This is a genomic window from Microbacterium esteraromaticum (assembly GCF_017303215.1).
Taxonomy (GTDB): Bacteria; Actinomycetota; Actinomycetes; order Actinomycetales; family Microbacteriaceae; genus Microbacterium; species Microbacterium esteraromaticum_C.
Genome location: NZ_JAEMWU010000003.1, coordinates 114,381 through 131,548, shown reverse-complemented (window position 1 = coordinate 131,548; position 17,168 = coordinate 114,381). Strand labels below are relative to the sequence as shown.

17 protein-coding genes are annotated in these 17,168 nt (G+C 66.9%); 10 read left to right on the top strand and 7 right to left on the bottom strand.

The window, feature by feature from the left end:
• The 5 genes from JF543_RS13410 to JF543_RS13390 all read right to left on the bottom strand — a co-directional run bounded on the left by JF543_RS13410 (nt 1) and on the right by JF543_RS13390 (nt 6,606).
• On the bottom strand, nt 1-1,281 hold the full coding sequence (locus JF543_RS13410; protein WP_179410345.1) for an ABC transporter permease: 1,281 nt from the start codon (nt 1,279-1,281) through the stop codon (nt 1-3).
• The gene (locus JF543_RS13405) at nt 1,278-2,585 is read right to left on the bottom strand and encodes an ABC transporter permease (RefSeq protein ID WP_179410344.1); all 1,308 of its coding nucleotides are present in this window, start codon (nt 2,583-2,585) and stop codon (nt 1,278-1,280) included. Before JF543_RS13405 ends, JF543_RS13410 begins: the two co-directional genes overlap by 4 nt.
• The gene (locus JF543_RS13400; RefSeq protein ID WP_179410343.1) at nt 2,582-4,144 is read right to left on the bottom strand and encodes an ABC transporter ATP-binding protein; all 1,563 of its coding nucleotides are present in this window, start codon (nt 4,142-4,144) and stop codon (nt 2,582-2,584) included. Before JF543_RS13400 ends, JF543_RS13405 begins: the two co-directional genes overlap by 4 nt.
• Nucleotides 4,145-4,240: 96 nt before the next feature.
• On the bottom strand, nt 4,241-5,338 hold the full coding sequence (locus tag JF543_RS13395) for a BMP family lipoprotein (protein ID WP_206551720.1): 1,098 nt from the start codon (nt 5,336-5,338) through the stop codon (nt 4,241-4,243).
• A gap of 155 nt (nt 5,339-5,493) precedes the next feature.
• Nucleotides 5,494-6,606, bottom strand: coding sequence for a mannose-1-phosphate guanylyltransferase (locus JF543_RS13390; RefSeq protein ID WP_179410341.1), 1,113 nt, complete (start codon nt 6,604-6,606; stop codon nt 5,494-5,496).
• 163 nt (nt 6,607-6,769) lie between these two features.
• Between JF543_RS13390 and sdhC the strand changes: the two genes are divergently transcribed.
• The 8 genes from sdhC to JF543_RS13350 are packed head-to-tail and all read left to right on the top strand — an operon-like array spanning nt 6,770 to nt 13,943.
• Entirely contained in the window at nt 6,770-7,204 is a 435-nt protein-coding gene (gene sdhC, locus JF543_RS13385; protein WP_222447121.1) for a succinate dehydrogenase, cytochrome b556 subunit, read from the top strand.
• Nucleotides 7,204-7,647 carry a succinate dehydrogenase hydrophobic membrane anchor subunit gene (locus JF543_RS13380; protein WP_179410339.1) on the top strand — a complete coding sequence of 148 codons (444 nt, stop codon included), beginning with the start codon at nt 7,204-7,206 and terminating at the stop codon, nt 7,645-7,647. The genes sdhC and JF543_RS13380 overlap by 1 nt, the downstream gene beginning before the upstream one ends.
• 19 nt (nt 7,648-7,666) lie before the next feature.
• Entirely contained in the window at nt 7,667-9,472 is a 1,806-nt protein-coding gene (gene sdhA, locus JF543_RS13375) for a succinate dehydrogenase flavoprotein subunit (RefSeq protein ID WP_179410338.1), read from the top strand.
• Nucleotides 9,472-10,260 carry a succinate dehydrogenase iron-sulfur subunit gene (locus JF543_RS13370; protein WP_218847923.1) on the top strand — a complete coding sequence of 263 codons (789 nt, stop codon included), beginning with the start codon at nt 9,472-9,474 and terminating at the stop codon, nt 10,258-10,260. Before sdhA ends, JF543_RS13370 begins: the two co-directional genes overlap by 1 nt.
• A 22-nt stretch (nt 10,261-10,282) precedes the next feature.
• On the top strand, nt 10,283-11,548 hold the full coding sequence (locus JF543_RS13365; RefSeq protein WP_347401168.1) for a YihY/virulence factor BrkB family protein: 1,266 nt from the start codon (nt 10,283-10,285) through the stop codon (nt 11,546-11,548).
• Nucleotides 11,549-11,557: 9 nt separating this feature from the next.
• Nucleotides 11,558-12,400 carry an exodeoxyribonuclease III gene (locus JF543_RS13360; RefSeq protein ID WP_206822163.1) on the top strand — a complete coding sequence of 281 codons (843 nt, stop codon included), beginning with the start codon at nt 11,558-11,560 and terminating at the stop codon, nt 12,398-12,400.
• Between the two features lie 10 nt (nt 12,401-12,410).
• Nucleotides 12,411-13,415 carry a tryptophan--tRNA ligase gene (gene trpS / locus JF543_RS13355; protein WP_179410336.1) on the top strand — a complete coding sequence of 335 codons (1,005 nt, stop codon included), beginning with the start codon at nt 12,411-12,413 and terminating at the stop codon, nt 13,413-13,415.
• A gap of 30 nt (nt 13,416-13,445) precedes the next feature.
• Nucleotides 13,446-13,943 carry a hypothetical protein gene (locus tag JF543_RS13350; RefSeq protein WP_206551715.1) on the top strand — a complete coding sequence of 166 codons (498 nt, stop codon included), beginning with the start codon at nt 13,446-13,448 and terminating at the stop codon, nt 13,941-13,943.
• A gap of 40 nt (nt 13,944-13,983) precedes the next feature.
• Here the strand turns inward: JF543_RS13350 and pth are convergent, their stop codons facing one another.
• Both pth and JF543_RS13340 read right to left on the bottom strand, forming a co-directional pair.
• The gene (gene pth / locus JF543_RS13345) at nt 13,984-14,565 is read right to left on the bottom strand and encodes an aminoacyl-tRNA hydrolase (protein WP_179410334.1); all 582 of its coding nucleotides are present in this window, start codon (nt 14,563-14,565) and stop codon (nt 13,984-13,986) included.
• A gap of 85 nt (nt 14,566-14,650) precedes the next feature.
• Entirely contained in the window at nt 14,651-15,250 is a 600-nt protein-coding gene (locus JF543_RS13340; RefSeq protein WP_206824759.1) for a 50S ribosomal protein L25/general stress protein Ctc, read from the bottom strand.
• A gap of 200 nt (nt 15,251-15,450) precedes the next feature.
• On the opposite strand from JF543_RS13340, the gene JF543_RS14560 reads away from it, so the two are divergent.
• Together JF543_RS14560 and gndA are read left to right on the top strand one after the other, a co-directional pair.
• On the top strand, nt 15,451-15,576 hold the full coding sequence (locus JF543_RS14560) for a hypothetical protein (RefSeq protein ID WP_274367323.1): 126 nt from the start codon (nt 15,451-15,453) through the stop codon (nt 15,574-15,576).
• Between the two features lie 99 nt (nt 15,577-15,675).
• A complete protein-coding gene (gene gndA / locus JF543_RS13335) occupies nt 15,676-17,130 on the top strand; it encodes an NADP-dependent phosphogluconate dehydrogenase (protein WP_179410332.1) in 1,455 nt (484 codons plus the stop codon).
• Nucleotides 17,131-17,168: the final 38 nt, after the last annotated feature.

Here is a 17,168-nt window from a genome sequence, read left to right as displayed (position 1 = left end):
CTACGACTTGATGTACGGCTCGCCATCGGCGGCCGGCGGGCGCGAGCGCCCGACGAGACCGGCGACGGCGAAGATCGTCACCACGTACGGCAGCATCAGCATGAACTGGCTCGGCACCGGAGAACCGATGACGCTCAGCACGCCCTGCAGGTTGGTCGCGAAGCCGAACAGCAGTGCGGCGAGAGTCGCACGGATCGGGTCCCACTTACCGAAGATCACGGCGGCCAGAGCGATGAAGCCGGCACCCGCCGTCATCTCCTGGTTGAAACGCGGCACCGAGACGAGCGTGTAGAACGCACCGCCCATGCCGGCCACGGCACCGGCCAGCAGAACGGCGCGGTAGCGCGTCGCCGCGACCTTGATTCCCACGGTGTCGGCCGCCTGAGGGTGTTCACCGACGGCGCGCAGGCGCAGACCCCAGCGCGTGCGATACAGCGAGTACGCGACCAGTGCGACGACCGCGTACATCAGGTAGACGATGAACGACTGCTGGAACAGGATCGGGCCGATGATCGGGATCTCGCTCAGCACCGGGATCGGCAGCACGGTGAACGTCTCGGGATTGTTCAGCGTCTCGGTGTTGGGTGCGAGCACCTGCCGGAACAGGAACGTCGTGATGCCGATCACCAGCACGTTGAGCACGACACCGACGATCACCTGGTTGACGTAGTACGTGATCGTGAACAGACCGAGAACCAACGCGACCAGCATGCCGGCCACCATGGCCGCGATCAGGCCCGCCCACGGCGAGCCCGCCAGCGACGCCGCAACGGCCGCGGTGAATGCGCCGGCGAGCAGCTGCGCCTCGATGGCGATGTTGACGACACCGGCACGTTCGCCGATGACTCCACCGAGGGCCCCGTAGATCAGCGGCGTCGCCAGCGCGAGCGCTCCGGCGAGCAGACCGATCATCGGCAGCGTCGCGCCGGCAGCGGCCCACGCGAGGAAACCGATCAGCAGCACGACAACGTAGACCACGATGAGCCACAGCGGGATCTTGCGGTGGCGCTGCACCAGTGCAGCGGCAGCTGCGGCGCACAGGGCCATGAGCAGCACGGCGACCCAGGCCGTCGGCGTGGCCGGAAGCACCACGTCGGGCACGGGGATCGCGGCGTTCTCCTTGCCGAGACGGAAGGTCGTCACTCCCTCGCGCGGAGCGAACAGCGGCAATAGCGCGAACAGCACGGTGAAGATACCGAAGATGATCGGCGTCTTCCACGAGACGACGGCGATACGACGCGGCTCTTCCAGCTGCGCGTCGACCTGAGCGGTAGTGCTCATGCCGACACCTCCTTCTCTTCGTCAGAACCCGATGCCTGCGGCTTCGACGCGGCACGGCGCTTGGCCGCGATGCGCTTGCTGCGGCGTGACGGTCGCCCGGGCTGGGGCAGACCGAACATGGCGCGCACCAGCGGCGGCGCGGCGATGAACAGCACGATCAGCGACTGGACGACGAGGATGATCTCGACCGGGATGCCCTCAGCCGACTGCATCGTGAAGCCACCGGTCTTGAAGGCGCCGAACAGCAGGCCGGCCCCGAGGATGCCCAGCGGCGCCGATCTGCCGAGCAGCGCGACAGTGATCGCGTCGAAGCCGATGCCCGCGTCGATGCCGCCGCTGAAGCCGCTGACCTCGGTGCCGAGCACCTGGCTGACGCCGGCGATACCGACCAACGCTCCGGCGATCAGCATGACCACGAAGTACATCCGGCCCACGTCGATACCGGCGACACGTGCCGCGGCCGGGTTCTCGCCGACCGCACGGAAACGGAAGCCGAGCGCCGAACGCTCCAGCAGCCACCAGGTGAACGCGACGGCGAGCAGGGCGAGCAGGAAGCCGGCGTGCAGCTTGTACTGCGGGCCGAGCAGCTGCGGCAGCTGGGCCGTCTCGGCCATGGGAGCGGTCTTCGGGTTGCTCGATCCCGGCGCCTGCAGGATTCCCTGCGTGGCGAGCATCCAGGCCAGCAGATACACCGCGATGTTGTTGAGCATGATCGTCGTGATCACCTCGTGCGCACCGGTGCGTGCCTTCAGGAATCCGGCGATGCCACCCCAGATCGCCGCAGCGGCCATACCGGCGACGATTGCGGCGACCAGGTGCAGCCCAATCGGCAGGTCCATCGCGGTGGCGACGTAGCCCGCCGCGGCGGCAGCCATCAGCATCTGACCCTGACCACCGATGTTGAACAGACCCGCGCGGAACGCCAGTCCGACACCGAGGCCAGCGGCGATCAGCGGCGTGGCGAACTTCAGCGTCTCGGTCAGCGGTCGAATGCCGGCCGCGAACGTGTCGGCGTTGTAGTTGTAGATCGCGCCGCGGAACAGCGCCGCGTATGCGCCGGCGACGGCATCCCAGATCGCGACGAACGTGTCGGCGGGCTGGGCGAAGAAGTATCCGGCTGCGGCCTGGACGTCTTCATCGGTCGCGGCGATCATGATCGAGCCGACGAGTACGGCCAGCAGCACGGCGAGCAACGAGATGATGCCGTTGCCGTGCACGATCGCCTGCAGGGTCACCTGCCAGCGCGAGGGAGCGACCTTCGTCTCGGGATCGGCCAGCGGATTCGACGTCTGCATGGTGTTCATGCGATCTCCCCGTTCTGGTCGCCGCGGGCCGGCGCCTCGGTTGCCTCGGCGAGGGCGGCCGTCTCGCTCATGCCGGCCATCATCAGGCCGAGCGTCTCGCGGGATGTGTCGCCGGGAACGATGCCGACGATGCGGCCGCGGTACATCACCAGGATGCGATCCGCGAGTGCCGACACCTCGTCGAGCTCGGTCGAGATGAGGATCACCGGTACACCGGCGTCACGCGTCTCGACGATGCGTTTGTGGATGAACTCGATCGAGCCGACATCCACACCGCGGGTGGGCTGCGCCGCGACGAAGAGCGACAGGTCACGGCTGAGCTCGCGCGCGAGCACGACCTTCTGCTGGTTTCCGCCCGAGAGACGGCCCGCCGACTGTGTCGGGCCCTGTGTGCGAATGTCGAACTCGGCGATCTTCTCGTGCGCGAAGCTCTCGAGCAGACCGCGCTGCACGCTGCCGGCGACGACGAACGGCGCGCCGAAGGAGCGGTCGAGCATGAGGTTCTCCGAGATGGAGAACTCCTTGACCAGGCCGTCGACGCTGCGGTCCTCGGGCACGAAGCCGACCCCGGATTCGAGGATGTGGCGCACCGAACGCCCGACGAGTTCCTTGCCGTCGAGGCGGATGCTGCCGCGCACGTCGTCCTGCAGACCGATGATGGCTTCGGTGAGCTCGGTCTGGCCGTTGCCCTGCACACCGGCGATGGCGAGCACCTCGCCGCCACGCACCTCGAAGCTGGCTCCGTCGACGGTGACGGTGCCCACCTCGTCGGCGACGGTCAGGTCGCTGACGACGAGACCGTTCTCGCGCAGCGTGGGGGCGTCTTTGGTGACGGTGAGCTCGACCGCGCGTCCGACCATGAGGGAGGCGAGTTCGGCGTTGGATGCCGTCGGCTCTGCCTCGCCGACGACCTTGCCGAGTCGGATGACGGTGATTCGGTCGGCGACCTCGCGCACCTCGCGCAGCTTGTGCGTGATGAAAACGATCGAGGTGCCCTGCGACTTGAGCTGACGCATCGTCGCCATCAGCTCGTCGGTCTCCTGCGGCGTGAGTACGGCGGTCGGCTCGTCGAACACGAGCACCCGCGCGTCGCGTGAGAGCGCCTTGATGATCTCGACCCGTTGCTGCACACCGACGGGGAGGTCTTCGACGAGCGCATCGGGATCGACCTGGAACCCGAAACGGTCCGAGATCTCGCGCACCTTCGCGCGGGCGGCCGCCAGGTCGAGACGTCCACCGAACGTCGTCTGCTCGTGCCCGAGCATGACATTCTCGGCGACGGTGAAAACGGGGATCAGCATGAAGTGCTGATGCACCATGCCGATGCCGGCTGCCATCGCGTCACCCGGGCCGTCGAACTCCTGCTCCACATCGTTGAGCAGGATCTCGCCCTCATCGGCCTGGTACAGACCGTAGAGGACGTTCATCAGCGTCGACTTGCCGGCACCGTTCTCGCCGAGCAGGCAGTGGATCTCCCCTGCCTCGACGGTGAGGTCGATGTGGTCGTTGGCCGTCAGCGCGCCGAATCTCTTCGTGATACCGCGCAGTTCAAGCTTCATGTTGTTGATCCTATTCGGGCAGCCGTCCTGATCGGGAGGGCCCGACAGGCAGAATCGGGGAGGTCGGCAGCTGCCGACCTCCCCGATCCGATGGCATCAGCCTGCGAGGTACGAGGTGACCTCGACCTTTCCGTCGATGATGTCCTGGCGGAGCTGGTCGACCTCGTCCTGCAGTTCCTGGTCCACCTTGTCGGCGAAGTTGTGCAGGTCAGCGATACCGACGCCCTCGTTCTCGAGAGTGCCAACGTACGCCTCGGGGTCGAACTCACCGTTGCCGCTGGACAGCACGGCCTGGTAGGTCGACAGGTCCATGGCCTTGAGCACCGAGGTCAGCACGACGTCTGCGGTGCTCGGGTCGGTGACGAACAGGTCGGCGTCAGCACCGATCAGGGCGATGTCCTTGCCGGACTCCTTGATGGCCTGCTGAGCCGACTGGTAGATCGGTCCACCCACGGGAAGGATGACGTCCACACCCTGGTCGAGGATGTTCACGGCGACCTGCTTGGCGTCCTGGTTGGCTTCGAAGCCACCCGTGAACGAGCCGGTCGAGCCGTCCCAGCCGACGACCTCCACGTCGGCGCCCTTGACCTCGTTGTAGTGGTCGACGCCCTGCTTGAAGCCGTCCATGAAGATCGTCACGGTCGGGAACTCGCGTCCACCGAAGGTGCCGACCTTGCCGGTGGTCGAGTATCCGGCCGACAGGTAGCCGGCGAGGAACGCGGCCTGAGCCGTGTCGTACAGCAGCGGCTTGACGTTGTCGGCGTCCTTGGTGCCATCGAAGTCGTTGTCGGCGGCGTCGTCGACAAGGATGAAGTCGATCTCGGGGTTTGCCGAGGCTGCCTCGACCGTTGCGGCCGACAGCGCGAAGCCGACGGCGACGATGGCGTCGCAGCCCTCGCCGACCAGGTTGGTCATGTTGGGGCCGTACTCGGTCTCGGCGTTGGACTGCACGTCCTTCAGCTCGACGCCGAGCTCGTCAGCGGCCTTCTTGGCACCCTCGAACGAGAGCTGGTTGAACGACTTGTCGTCGAACCCGCCCTCGTCGGAGACGATGCAGGGCAGGAAGTCGAGGGCTTCAGAACCGCCATCGCCCGCGGGCGTGTCGGTGGGCGCCTGACCGCACGCGGCCAAGCTGAGGACGACGCCGGCAGCGACCGTCGCGCCGAGCAGCTTCTTGGTGATGGAGATGGACACTCATGCCTCCCTGAACGGTTCCGCGGACATCGCGGATCGATCGAGATTACCGAGTGTTACGCGCCGCTCGCATTACGGATCGCAGTGCGCTCGCGAAAGGTTACAGATCTGCAATGATCACGCGCGGCGCGCACGAGAGCCACCTCGGGCACCGCTCAGAGGACGTCATCCCGCCCCGTGATCTTCAGCGATTCCACGACGCCCTTGACCCGCTGCGCGTGCTCCACCGTGGTCACCAGCAGGGCGTCGTCCGTGTCGACGACCACAATGTCCTTCACACCGACGAGGCTGATCACCCGCGAGGTCTGACTCACCAGGATCCCGCTGGCGGCATCCGAGAGCACGCGGGCCTTGGGGCCGAGCACGGCGAGATCGTTCTTGCGCCCGTGCGTGATCAACTTGGTGAGCGAGGCGAAGTCGCCGACGTCATCCCAGTCGAAGTGTCCGGGGATCACCGCGAGGTGACCGCGCTCGGCGGCGGGCTCCGCCACCGCATAGTCGATGGCGACCTTCTTCAGAGTCGGCCAGATGCGATCCACCGCGGGTCCGCGACGTTCGCGGTCGTCCCACGCCTCGGCGAGCTCGAGCAGACCAGCGTGCAGATCCGGCTCGTTCGCGGCGAGTTCCTCGAGCAGCACACTCGCCTTGGCGATGAACATCCCCGCGTTCCACAGGTAGTCCCTGTCGGCAAGGTACTGCTTGGCGGTCTCGAGGTCGGGCTTCTCGACGAAGCGTTCAACCAGCGTCGCCTCGGGCGCGCCGTCCACCACGATCTCGCCAGCGCGCTTGATGTACCCGAAGCCGACCGAGGGCTCGGTGGGGGGAATGCCGATCGTGACGATGTAGCCCTGCCGCGCGACCTGCACCGCCTGTTGCACGGCCCATTCGAACACCTGTGTGCCTCGGATGACGTGATCGGCGCTGAACGACCCGATGATCACGTCAGGATCGCGGCGGTGCAGGATCGCCGCCGCCAGGCCGATCGCGGCGGCCGACTCGCGGGGCTCGGATTCGAGGAACACGTTCGCATCCGGGATGCCCGGCAACTGGCCCTCCACGGCGGCGCGGTGCGCACGGCCGGTGACCACGGCGATGCGGTCCTCACCCGCCAGCGGCACCAGGCGGTCCCACGTGTCGCGCAGCAGGGAGTGCCCCGATCCGGTGAGGTCGTGCAGGAACTTCGGTGCGTCCGCCCGCGAGAGCGGCCACAGCCGGCTCCCGATGCCGCCGGCGGGGATCACCGCGTAGAAGTCGTCGATTCTGGCCATGGCATCCAACCTATCCGGCACCTCACCCTGCCCCTGTGCCACCCGCCGACGACGCGCTAAGGTTCCCCTTCGTCGCACCCAGCGTTCTGACAGGAATAGGATGGGTGCGGCGGGGCATGCCCTCACGCAAGCACCCGACATCTCATCGATCAGGGAGGACGACGTGTCCACGAGCACACGCTTGACACCGTCGATTTCGGAGACGACCTCGAAGTCTCCGCGCGGAACGCTCTATCGCGGCCGGGAAGGCATGTGGTCCTGGGTGCTGCATCGCATCACCGGCGTGGCGATCTTCTTCTTCTTGCTGGTGCACGTGCTCGACACGGCGCTCATCAGGGTCTCGCCCGAGGCGTACGACGCGGTCATCGGCACCTACAAGAACCCCATCATGGCGTTCGGTGAGGTCGTGCTGGTCGCCGGCATCGTCTTCCACGCCATGAACGGTCTGCGGATCATCCTGGTGGACTTCTGGGCCAAGGGCGCCCAGTACCAGCGCCAGATGTTCTGGATCGTCATCGGCGTGTGGGCGGTCGTGATGGCCGGATTCATCCCGCGTCACCTCGGCCTCGCGTTCGCCGGATTCGGAGGGGACCACTGATGTCCACCCAGACTGCTGTTCCCGTCGCCCGCCGTCAGCGCGGCATCAACCTCGAGAAGTGGGGCTGGCTGTTCATGCGCGGCTCGGGCGTACTGCTCGTCGTGCTGATCTTCGGCCACCTGTTCGTCAACCTGATGCTCGGCGAGGGCATCCACGCGCTGGACTTCGGCTTCGTCGCCGGCAAGCTCGCGTCTCCCTTCTGGCAGTGGTGGGACGTGCTGATGCTGTGGCTGGCGCTGATCCACGGGTCCAACGGCATGCGCACCATCGTCAACGACTACGTCACCCACCCGAAGGCGCGCAAGGCGCTGGTGTGGGCCCTCGGCCTGGCCGCCGGCCTGCTGATCATCCTGGGCACCCTCGTGGTGTTCACGTTCGACCCCTGCGCTGGCGTCTTCGAGGACGGCACGCTGTGGGAGACCTGCCAGGCACTTGGCGAGTAACGAAGAAGGCAGACACAGAGTGACTACTCAGACCCAAGATTCCGTCGTCCGCGACGGCGTGCACTACCACCAGTTCGACGTCGTCATCGTCGGCGCCGGCGGCGCCGGAATGCGTGCCGCGATCGAGGCGGGTCCCGGCGCGAAGACGGCCGTGATCTCGAAGCTGTACCCCACACGCTCGCACACCGGTGCGGCGCAGGGCGGTATGGCCGCGGCGCTCGCGAACGTCGAGGACGACAACTGGGAGTGGCACACCTACGACACCGTCAAGGGCGGCGACTACCTGGTCGACCAGGATGCCGCTGAGATCCTGGCCAAGGAGGCCATCGACGCGGTCATCGACCTCGAGAACATGGGTCTGCCGTTCAACCGCACGCCGGACGGCAAGATCGACCAGCGCCGTTTCGGCGGCCACACCGCCGAGCACGGCAAGAGCCCGGTGCGCCGCGCGTGCTACGCCGCCGACCGCACCGGCCACATGATCCTGCAGACGCTGTTCCAGAACTGCGTCAAGCTGGGCATCAACTTCTTCAACGAGTTCTACGTGCTCGACCTGATCACGGTCAAGGACGACGCCGGCGCCACCCAGGTCGCTGGTGTGGTCGCCTACGACCTCGCCACGGGTGAACTGCACGTGTTCCAGTCCAAGGCCGTCGTGTTCGCGACCGGTGGATTCGGCAAGATCTTCAAGACGACCTCCAACGCGCACACCCTCACGGGTGATGGCGTCGGGATCATCTGGCGCAAGGGCCTGCCTCTGGAGGACCTGGAGTTCTTCCAGTTCCACCCGACCGGTCTGGCCGGCCTCGGCATCCTCCTCACCGAGGGTGCGCGCGGTGAGGGCGCGATCCTGCGCAACGCCTCGGGTGAGCGCTTCATGGAGCGCTACGCGCCCACCATCAAGGACCTCGCACCGCGCGACATCGTCGCCCGCAGCATGGTGCAAGAAGTGGCTGAGGGCCGCGGCGCCGGCCCGCACCGCGACTATGTGCTGCTGGACTGCACGCACCTGGGCGCCGAGGTGCTCGAGACCAAGCTGCCGGACATCACCGAGTTCGCCCGCACCTACCTGGGCGTCGACCCGGTGGTCGAGCCCGTGCCGGTGATGCCGACCGCGCACTACGCGATGGGTGGCATCCCCACCAACAACGACGCCGAGGTGCTCGCGGACAACTCCACCGTCGTTCCGGGGCTGTACGCCGCGGGTGAGTGCGCGTGCGTCTCGGTGCACGGCTCGAACCGCCTCGGCACCAACTCGCTGCTCGACATCAACGTCTTCGGCAAGCGCGCCGGCCGCAACGCCGTCGAGTACGCGAAGAACGCCGAATTCGTGCCGCTGCCCGAGAACCCCGCTGCGTTCGTCAGCGACATGATCGAGGGCCTGCGCAACAACCAGGGCACCGAGCGCATCGCCGTGCTGCGCAAGAAGCTGCAGGACGAGATGGACAAGGGCGCCCAGGTGTTCCGCACCGAAGAGTCGCTCACCCACGTGCTGGGTGTCATCGAAGAGCTCCGCGAGCGTTACAAGAACGTGCACGTCGACGACAAGGGTCGCCGGTTCAACACCGATCTGCTCGAGGCCGTCGAGCTCGGCTTCCTGCTCGACATCGCCGAGGTCGTCGTCTACGCCGCACGCAACCGCCACGAGAGCCGCGGCGGCCACATGCGCGACGACTTCCCCAAGCGCGATGACGAGAACTTCATGAAGCACACCATGGCGTACCTGGTCGGCGACCCGCACTCGTCGGATGCCGCCGATCACATCAAGCTGGACTGGAAGCCCGTGGTCGTCACGAACTACCAGCCGATGGAGAGGAAGTACTGATGTCCACCGCAGTCGTCGATCCCGAGACCGCTGCCCAGGCCGAAGCCGCGGACGCGGCGGCCGACTCGGGCGTGCAGTCCTTCCTCGTGACGTTCAACATCCGCCGCTTCGACCCCGAGGTCGACGAGGAGCCGCGTTGGGTGGACTACGACGTCGAGCTGTACGCCACCGACCGCGTGCTCGACGCGCTGCACAAGATCAAATGGGAGGTCGACGGCTCGCTGAGCTTCCGTCGGTCGTGCGCCCACGGTATCTGCGGCTCCGACGCCATGCGGATCAACGGCCGCAACCGTCTCGCGTGCAAGACGCTGATCAAGGACCTCGACATCTCGAAGCCGATCTACGTCGAGGCCATCAAGGGCCTGCCGCTCGAGAAGGACCTGATCGTCGACATGGAGCCGTTCTTCGCCTCCTACCGCGAGGTGCAGCCGTTCCTGATCGCGAACTCGACGCCTGAGAAGGGCAAGGAGCGCGTGCAGTCGATCACCGACCGCGCGATCTTCGACGACACGACCAAGTGCATCCTGTGCGCCGCCTGCACCTCGTCCTGCCCGATCTTCTGGACCGACGGTCAGTACTTCGGGCCCGCCGCGATCGTGAACGCGCACCGCTTCATCTTCGACTCGCGTGACGACGCCGGTGATGTGCGTCTGGACATCCTCAACGACAAGGAGGGCGTGTGGCGCTGCCGCACGACCTTCAACTGCACCGAGGCCTGCCCGCGTGGCATCGAGGTCACCAAGGCGATCGCCGAGGTGAAGCAGGCTGTCCTCAGCGGCGGCCGCTGACGCGGATCGCTACTCTGGGGACGTGAGCGCCAGCGAACCCGACGTGACCTTGGCCGCCAGTCCGCGTGAAAAACGTGGACTGGCGGCCAAGGCCGTGCATGAGGAACAGGCTCTGCGTGAGCGCTGGGAGGCCACGCAAGAGAACCTGCGGGAACGTTTCGATGTTCCGATCGCCCGGGCGACGACACTGACCCGGCGCACGCTCGCGCTGTTCCCAGTGCGCGTGTGGCGCAACTTCCTGCAGAACCAGGGGTTCCTGCTGGCTGCGGGCGTCAGCTATCAGACCCTGTTCGCCGCGTTCGCCGCCATCTACGTCGCCTTCGCGGTGGTCGGATTGTGGCTGGGCAATGATCAGGACGCCATCGACGGCCTGATTCACGTGATCAACACGTTCGTGCCCGACATGATCAGCGAGAACGGGATCGCGACACCCGACGATGTGCGCACGATCACCCGCGAGATGACCGGCACGTTCAGCATCACGGGTTTCATCGCTCTCGGGGCCCTGATCTGGACGGCCATCGGCGCGATCTCTTTCGCGCGCCGCGCGGTGCGGGGCGTGTTCGGCATCGCGCCCGACCGGCGCAACTACTTCCTACTCAAGTCGCTGGACCTCATGGCCGCGCTCACGTTCGGGCTCGGGCTTCTGCTCGGCACCGCGCTGAGCACCATGGCCACCTGGGCGCTGAACCTCGTGTTCGATCTCATCGGCATCAGTAATTCCTCGGCACTGTTCAATACCGGGGTGCGCCTCATCACCCTGGTCGTGCTGTACGGGATCAATACCGCGCTGATGGCGGCACTGTTCCGCTTTCTCACCGGCACGAGCCTGACGTGGCGGCGGATCCTGCCCGGTGCACTCCTCGGTGCGAGCGCCACGACCCTGCTGCAGCTCGGCTTCGGTCTGTTTCTGTCGTACTCGCCGTCGAACCCGCTGTTGGTAACGTTCACGGTGTTCATCGTGCTGCTGCTGTGGTTCCGGCTGATCGGCATCGTGCTGCTGGTGTCGGCGTCCTGGATCGCCGTGGCCGCGTCCGACGACCACATCGCGCTCATCCCGCAAACCGAGGCCGAGCGGCTGGCCGCCGAGCACCAGGCGCTGCTGCTGGCCGCCCAGGTGCGATTGCGCACCGCGGTCGACGAGCGCGACTCCGCGCCCTGGTATCGCCGTTGGGCGGCGGATCGCGCCCTGCGCGCCGCGCAGGAGGAGCTCGAGCAGGTGGAGGATGCCACTCCCCCGGCCCCCGCCGCCCGGCGCGGGGCGAAGCGTGTCGGTGGCGATCGTTAGGCTTGGTGCATGCCCCATCTGCGTATCGCCTCTGTCAACGTCAACGGCATTCGAGCGGCGGTGCGCAACGGCATCCACGCGTGGTTGGACGCCGCCGACGTCGACGTTCTGACGGTTCAAGAGGTGCGCGGTGAAGACGAGCATCTCGCCGCTGCATTCCCCGATTGGTCGATTGTTCACGACAAGGCGACCGCCAAGGGACGCTCCGGGGTCGCGATCGTGAGCCGTGACCCCGCTCTGGCCGTGCGCACCGCCTTCGGCGACGACGACTTCGACTCGGCGGGTCGCTGGATCGAGGCCGACTTCACGCTCGGAGACACACCGCTGACCGTGGTCAGCGCGTATGTGCACACCGGTGAGGCTGACACCCCGAAGCAGGACGAGAAGTGGCGCTTCCTCGATGCGATGACCACACGCATGTCGGAGCTCGGGGGCGAGGGACGTCTGGCACTCGTCACCGGTGACCTCAACGTCGGGCACCGCGAGCTCGACATCAAGAACTGGCGGGGCAACCGCAAGAAGTCCGGCTTCCTGCCCCGTGAGCGGGCCTACTTCGATCGCTTCCTGGGCGCCGGCGGAGAGCAGATCACCGGCGTCGACGGCACCGTCGGCCCCGGCCTCGGCTGGGTCGACATCGGCCGGGCGCACCACGGCGAGGTCGAAGGGCCCTACACCTGGTGGTCGATGCGCGGTAAGGCTTTCGACAATGACAGTGGCTGGCGCATCGACTATCACCTCGCCACACCTGCGCTGGCCGAGCGCGCGACCGGCTACACGATCGCCCGGGCCGCGACCTACGCCGAACGCTGGAGCGACCACGCGCCGGTCATCGTCGACTACACGTACGAATAGGATTGACCTCGTGACCAAACCACGCCTTTACTCCGGAATGCAGCCCTCCGCCGACTCCCTCCAGGCCGGCAACTACATCGGGGCTCTCCTGCAGTGGCGTGACATGCAGGCCTCGTACGACGCGTTCTTCTCAGTGGTCGACCTGCATGCCATCACGGTGGCCCAGCAACCCGAAGAGCTGCGTGAGAAGACTCGGCGCACGGCGGCGCAGTACATCGCCGCGGGCATCGAGCCGTCGAAGTCGACGCTGTACGTGCAGTCGCACGTGCGCGCGCACGCCGAGCTGGCCTGGATCCTCAGCACCATCACCGGCTTCGGCGAAGCCGGCCGAATGACACAGTTCAAAGACAAGTCGCAGCGCTACGGCTCGGACGCGACGTCGGTGGGTCTGTTCACCTATCCGGTGCTGATGGCCGCCGACATCCTGCTGTACCAGAGCGAGCTCGTGCCGGTCGGCGACGACCAGAAGCAGCATGTGGAACTGACCCGCGATCTCGCCGAGCGCTTCAACAGCCGCTTCGGCACGACCTTCACGGTACCGACTCCGGTGATCCAGAAGGACACCGCGCGTATCTACGATCTGCAGAACCCGACCTCGAAGATGTCGAAGTCGGCCGAGACCGATGCCGGTGTGCTCTGGTTGCTGGATGACCCGGCGAAGTCGGCGAAGAAGATCATGCGCGCGGTCACCGACAACGAGGGCTCGGTGCGATTCGACCGCGAGGCCAAGCCCGGCGTGTCCAACCTGCTCACGATCTACGCGGCTCTCACCGGCCGCCAGGTCGGGTCCATCGAGGACGAGTATGCCGGCCGGGGCTACGGCGACTTCAAGAAGGGGCTCGCCGAGGTGGTCGTGAACGAGTTCGGCCCGGTGCGCGAACGTGCGAACGAGCTGCTGGCCGATCCCGCTGAGCTCGACCGCATCCTGGCCGTGAACGCGGCGAAGGCGGATGCTGTCGCCGATGCCACCCTCGCCGACGTCTACGACAAGGTAGGGCTGCTGCGTCGCGTGTGACGCACCGCAGACCCGTCTGGAGGATCTCCGTTGACTTCGCCTGATCTGCCGTCGATCCCGCCGCCTCCGCCGAGCGGTGCGTATGCGGTTCCGGTGGGCGGCTACACCGCTCCCCCCGGTTCTGCACCGGCACCGTTCGCTCCGCCCGCACCGAGCAAGACACTGGGGGCGCTCGCACTGGTCGCCGCGTTCCTCGCCGCGGTGGTCGCACCGATCATAGGGGCAAGTCTCGCGTTCGTCATCGGCACGGTTGTCCCCGCAACCGCGCTGGACGTCGACACGACGTTCACCGACGATCTCGCGTTGCTCTCGCCGGCGCGGATGCACGTGCTGTGGGCCGAGATCACCTTCTGGGCGGCCACGGTCGTCGGCGTCGCCGCCATCGTGCTCGGCATCATCGCCGGCGTCACACGTCGTGGGCGCGGGATGGGCATCGCGGCGATCGTGATCGCGGCAGTCGGCCCAGTGTTCTTCTTCGTCGGCGTCGCGATTCTGTTCGGCATCGGCACCGCTGTCGGCACCCTCTGAAGCAACGGTGCGGCGGTCTGTACCGCCGCACCGCAAGGTGTCAGCCGCGCGAGTGGTGCTTCTGCTGCGCGGCCAGCAGTCCCTCGTCCACGAGCTGCTCGACAGCATCCGCCAGGTCGGAGAGGAAGATCGGTAGCGTCTTCTGCTCGACGGTGCCGAACGGTGCGAGCACCCAGTCTGCGGGGTCCTGCCGCCCCGGCGGACGGCCGATCCCGGCACGCACGCGGGGAAAATCGGCGGTGCCCAGGGCACGGGCGACATCGCGCACTCCGTTGTGCCCGCCGTGACCGCCTCCGATCTTCATGCGGATGCTGTCGAACGGGATGTCCAGCTCGTCGTGGATCACGAGCACCCGCTCGGGGTCGACCGAGTAGAACCTGGCCAGCGCCGCCACGGGAGTACCGGACGTGTTCATGTAGGAGTTGGGCTTGGCCAGCACGAGCTTGTCGCCGCCTGGACGCAGCCAGGTCTCGACGACGCGCGCTCCCGCCTTGTGCTCGCGGAAGCGCTCGCCCCGGCGATCGGCCAGTTCGTCGAGCACCATCTGCCCGATGTTGTGACGGGTCGGCGCGTAGCGCGGGCCGGGATTACCCAGTCCCACGATCAGCCAGGTGGATGCCACGTGCTGCTCCTCAGAAAGTCAGGTCAGGGGAATAGACGAAGGGGACGCGATGACTCGCGCCCCCTTCGTCGACATCAGCGGCGGATCACTCCGCGGCGGCCTCCGAAGCCTCAGCGGCCTCAGCCGCGTTCTCTTCAGCAATCTCAGCGGCCGGCACCGACACGGCGACCAGCAGCAGGTCGGCGTCATCCAGCAGAGCGGCGCCCCTGGGCAGGGTGACGTCGCCGGCGGTGATGTGAGCGCCCTCTTCCAGGCCCTCGACGCTGACCTCGACGTGCTCGGGGATGTGCGTGGCCTCGACCTCGAGCTTGATGGTCGTGACGTCCTGAGTCACGATCGTGCCCGAGAACGACTCACCGGCCACGACGACGGGAACCTCGACGGTGACCTTCTCGCCCTTGTTGACGACCAGCAGGTCGATGTGCTCGATGATCTGGCGCACGGGGTCCTTCTGAACGTCCTTGACCAGCACGAGCTGCGAGGTGCCCTCGATGTCGAGGTCGAGCAGCGCGTTGGCGCGGCGGATGATCAGCGAGACCTGGTGGCCGGGAAGCGCGACGTGCACGGGGTCGGTGCCGTGGCCGTAGATGACCGCGGGGATCTTGCCCTCGGCGCGCAGACGGCGGGCGAAGCCCTTGCCGAAGTTAGTGCGGAGGTCGACGTGGACCTTGTTGTCATCAGACATGAGTGGTTCTCCTTCAAGACGCGCGACTGGCGCCGCACGGTGGTCGTGGATCGACGTCTCGAACACGGACGAGGAACCAGCGTGCTCATCTGACCACAGGGCTCACATCACCGCGTCGATTACGGATGTGCGCGCACGCGCGACACATCCCTCGCCGAGGAACTCCTTCATCGTACCCGAAACGCCGATATGCTGAAGCCATGTTTGATGCCGCATTCCTGTCTCACGCGATCCTCTGGCTGATCGGCGCCATGTCCCTCGGTGCGGTCGTGGCCGTCTCTGTCGCCCTGTTCGCCATGGGCCGCGACGCCTACCGCAAGGACTGATCCCCCGACGGGGCCGGCCGGCACCGTCACATTCGCCGTAGGCCGCGTGCGCACGAGTACGCTGAGATCGATCCACCCGTTGCCCTCGAGGAGTTCACTGTGCCCGAAGCATCTGCCAACATCGGAGTCGTCGGCTTGGCCGTGATGGGGTCGAACCTGGCCCGGAATCTGGCGTCTCGCGAGGGCAACACGGTGGCGGTGCTGAACCGTTCGCGGTCGAAGACCGATGAGCTGGTGGCCGCGCACCCCGAGGCGGGTTTCGTTCCGGCGTTCTCGTATGAGGAGTTCGCGGCGTCGCTTCAGCGACCGCGCACGGCGATCATCATGGTCAAGGCCGGTGGGCCGACCGACGCGGTCATCGATGAGCTGGTGCGGGTCTTCGAGCCCGGCGACATCATCGTCGACGGCGGCAACGCCTACTTCCCCGACACGATCCGCCGCGAACGTGCGGTGCGTGAGACCGGGATCAACTTCGTCGGTGCCGGGATCTCGGGCGGCGAGGAGGGCGCGCTGACGGGCCCGTCGATCATGCCGGGCGGCTCGGATGAGTCGTGGGTGACCCTCGGGCCGATCCTGCGGTCGATCGCGGCGGTCGCCGAGGGCGAGCCGTGTGTGACGCATGTGGGTCATGACGGTGCCGGGCACTTCGTGAAGATGGTGCACAACGGCATCGAGTACGCCGACATGCAGCTGATCGCCGAGGCGTATGACCTGATCCGCCGCGGCACGGGCAAGACCCCCGCGCAGATCGCCGACATCTTCGCCGAGTGGAACCGCGGCGAGCTGGAGTCGTACCTGATCGAGATCACCGCCGAGGTGCTGCGTCAGGTCGATGCCGCGACCGGGCAGCCGCTGGTCGATGTGATCGTCGACCAGGCCGGCGCGAAGGGCACCGGCGCGTGGACCGTGCAGACCGCTCTTGCCCTGGGCGTTCCGGTCTCGGGCATCGCCGAGGCCACCTTCGCCCGCTCACTGTCCAGCCACCCCGAGCAGCGTGCCGCCGCCGCCCACCTGCCCGGCCCCGACGAGGCATTCACCGTCCCGGCAGATCAGGTCGAGGCGTTCATCGAAGACGTCCGCCAGGCCCTCTACGCGTCCAAGATCGTCGCCTACAGCCAGGGGTTCGATGAAATCCGCGCCGGGGCGGCCGAGTACGACTGGAACATCGACCTCGGTGCGATCGCGAAGATCTGGCGCGGCGGGTGCATCATCCGCGCCCAGTTCCTCAACCGCATCGCCGACGCCTACACCGACACCCCCGACCTGCCCGTCCTGATGGCCGCGCCGTACTTCGCCGACGCCCTCACCCGCGGGCAGGACGCGTGGCGGCGCGTCGTCATCGCCGCCGCGACCGCCGGCATCCCCGCCCCCGCGTTCTCGTCGTCGCTGTCGTACTACGACGGCATCCGCGCCGACCGCCTCCCCGCCGCCCTCGTACAGGGACAGCGCGACTTCTTCGGCGCGCACACCTACCGCCGCACCGACAAGCCCGGCACCTTCCACACCCAGTGGTCTGGTGACCGCACCGAAATCGAAGCCGAAGACACCCACTGACACCAAGTGTGAAGAGGGGCGAACGCATCGCGCGTTCG